Annotated in this window: 1 pseudogene; it reads left to right on the forward strand. The window is 40.6% G+C overall.

Going from position 1 to position 286, the window contains the following annotated elements:
* Positions 1 to 286: pseudogene (locus C1E99_RS01000) on the forward strand (galactose-1-epimerase); the annotation flags it as partial.

Below are 286 nucleotides of genomic sequence, written 5' to 3' on the forward strand. Positions count from 1 at the left end.
ACATGGTGGCGTTAATACGGCAAACTTGCGAAACTGGGAATGGGAGTGTAATGGCAAAGAAGAAGTCCTCTTTACAACCGTTTTAGAAGATGGTTTTAATGGTTTTCCAGGCCGGATTGAGGTTGGAGTTCGCTATTGTTTATCAGCAAGCAATGATGTTCATGTTGATTATTTTGCAAGATCAGACAAGGATACGATTTTTAATCCAACTAACCATGTCTATTTCAACTTGTCTGGGCAATTTTTCGAGAGTATTGGTCAACACCAGCTGAAGATTGCTGCGGAT

The organism is Streptococcus suis (genome assembly GCF_002964045.1).
In the GTDB taxonomy this organism is placed as follows: domain Bacteria; phylum Bacillota; class Bacilli; order Lactobacillales; family Streptococcaceae; genus Streptococcus; species Streptococcus suis_U.